Annotated in this window: 1 protein-coding gene; it reads right to left on the minus strand. The window is 62.0% G+C overall.

What is annotated here, in order from left to right; translation table 11 throughout:
• Positions 1 to 135 precede the first annotated feature (135 nt).
• On the minus strand, positions 136 to 1,920 hold the full coding sequence (locus ACZ5WG_RS40775; RefSeq protein WP_468729700.1) for a reverse transcriptase/maturase family protein: 1,785 nt from the start codon (positions 1,918 to 1,920) through the stop codon (positions 136 to 138).
• Positions 1,921 to 2,482: the final 562 nt, after the last annotated feature.

A 2,482-nucleotide genomic window follows, 5' to 3' on the forward strand; every position in this document is an offset into this window, starting at 1 on the left:
TCCACGGCTCGGCCGAGGCCCTGCCACAGAGTACTGGTGGGCCGTCGGCGAGGTGCCTGCTGAACAGGTCCTGTTCCCACGACCCCCAGCCCGAACGACGCATGCGACTTGTCACCGCACGTCGCTCTCCAGTGACTACTCCGTGAGTGCTGAGCCGGTTCTCTTGCCGTGGATATCCGCATGACAACTGCCGCAGACCACGAGGGACTTCCGGTGTCGTGCGGCCATGAGATCTGCCCACGGTGGCCGATCGCCCGGTCGTCCGAGGTCGGCGAGCTTGGCGACGTGATGGACTTCCACCTCGTCGATCCGCCCACATGCCTCGCACCGTCCGGCGAGGAGCCGGGTGACCAGCTCCTTGCGTTTGGTGTTGACAGGGGCCAGCCGACGGTCGGTGATGACCGTCTTCTTGTCCCGTCGCAGCGGGATCCCTCCGAACCGTCCGACCAGCGGTTTCCTACCGGTGCGTTCGACGCGTGCCTCGAAGCACTTGCGAGGCCCGTGCGGTGTTTCGATGGTGGCCGCGTACTTGCGGGCCATCGTTGACACCGTCGAGCGGTGCTTGTTCGCGAGCGTCATCAGCATCGAGGTCTCCATGACCCATTGCAGCCGGGCGAGTCGAAAGACGTCGCCGGCCAGCAGGTAGTACTGGACGATGCCGCGGTACTCCGACCCGTAGGTGCTGAGGATGACGTGGTCGTCCTGGTTCAGCAGTTCGGGCCGACGCGCGGGTTTGCCGCGCTCCGTGTACTGGGCTTGCTTGGCAGATACCACCGAACGGGGGACACGTAATCTGATGACCCCATTGACGGAGCGCCGTCCGCCGGTGACCTTGCGGTCGTTGTGGTGCACGGTGATGTCGTAGCCGAGGAACCTCGCCGCCTGAGTGCGGGCGTGCGTGATGAGCGTCTTTTCTGGCGACAGTTCCAACTTGAGTTCGTCACGCAGGAATTGCGCCAGACGCTGCTTGATTTCCTCGGCTTCTGCCTTTGGTCCGGCGAACCCGAACAAAGTGTCATCGGCGTAACGCACATACCGTAGCCGCCGGTAGCCCGGATCCTGAGTATCCATGCTGGGCATGCTGCGGAGTTGCTTGCGAAGTTCCCGCATCTCGGTGCGGTCACTGCGCTTGCGTGCGCGACGCATCGCGTTCCAGACCTTGAAGAAGGCTTGGTTCGGCTTCCTGACTCTCCCACGGGTGTATTGCGGGATCAGAACGTTCTCGACGTACTCGTCCAACTTGTGCAGATAGATATTCGACAGGATCGGTGAAACAACCCCGCCTTGCGGACTCCCGCTGTGCGTGGCGTTCCAGACCCAGTCTTCCAAGTATCCGGCTTTGAGCATGTTTTGCACGAGCCGAAGGAACCGGTTGTCGTGGATTATCTCACCCAGGATCCGTAGCATGACTGAATGGTCAAGCCGGTCGAAACACTGCGCAATGTCACCCTCAACAAGCCAGACCGTACCCGTCCAGGTATTGGCCACATCGCGCAGTGCGGTGTGGCAGCCGCGACGGGGACGGAAACCGTGAGAGGAGTGAGAGAACGTTGGCTCGTAATACGCCTCAAGTAGCAGGCGGATCACCTCGCCGACGAGTTTGTCACTCCACGGAGGCAGGCCGAGCGGACGCAGCTTTGCGCTGCCCCGCCCTTTCGGGATGTAGACCCTGCGAGCTGGGCTCCACCGGTAGCGCTCGTGGCGCAGCGCGTCAATGACGTGCTCGATCTTGCCCAGCGACATGCCGTCCACGGTCTCCCCAGTGACTCCGGGCGTCATCGCTCCCTTGTTGGAGTACAGACGCCCGTAAGCCATGAGATACAACTGCGGATTGAAGAGTTGTCGATACAGTTCGTTGCATGGCAAGCCACGCCTGCCGCGTTCACGGAGGACACCCAGTACCGATTCGGCGCTCTGCATTTCGCATACCTCCCGAGCTTTGAGTGTCCGATCACCTGGCCCCCTTCGCCCGATGTGGACGGCTTTCCCGTCCTCCTTGGCCGGTCGTGACTCCGGCGACTACTACGGGGCCTCCGTCGCCATAGGGAGATCTCACCCCTTAGGCGATCCCATGTTCGTCCTTGTCGTACGTCCTAGCGTGATGTAGGCGCCCCACTCATTCCCTTGAATGCCCTCGCTGGGCATCGCTCCGCACTCCGGAAGGTGCGTCGACCATTCCATCAAGTCGTCGCAGGGTGCGGCGTCGGTTACGGGCAGCTTTCCGACGGATTCGACCTTCAATCTCCTGGGAATTAGGATTCAGGCAATTCAGCTTTCACCGTGTCACGCGGGTCCCTCGACGCGTCGCCCTCACTGCCTGAGGTCGGCCGTCGATTTTCTGGCATGCTCTGGTCCCGTCACCGTTTCCGGATCGGGTAAGCCATCAGACCCAAGAATCTCCTTCCGAATTCATCCCGACTGGGTCGGGGATACGACAAGGCGCCTCATGGCGCACTGGAACCGGTCGGCGACCTGCAGAGCA

This window comes from Streptomyces sp. NPDC032745 (assembly GCF_055579465.1).

Coding starts and splice junctions, on each gene's coding strand:
- ACZ5WG_RS40775 (WP_468729700.1), bottom strand. CDS start 1,920: ATGCAGAGCGCCGAATCGGTACTGGGTGTCCTCCGTGAACGCGGCAGG.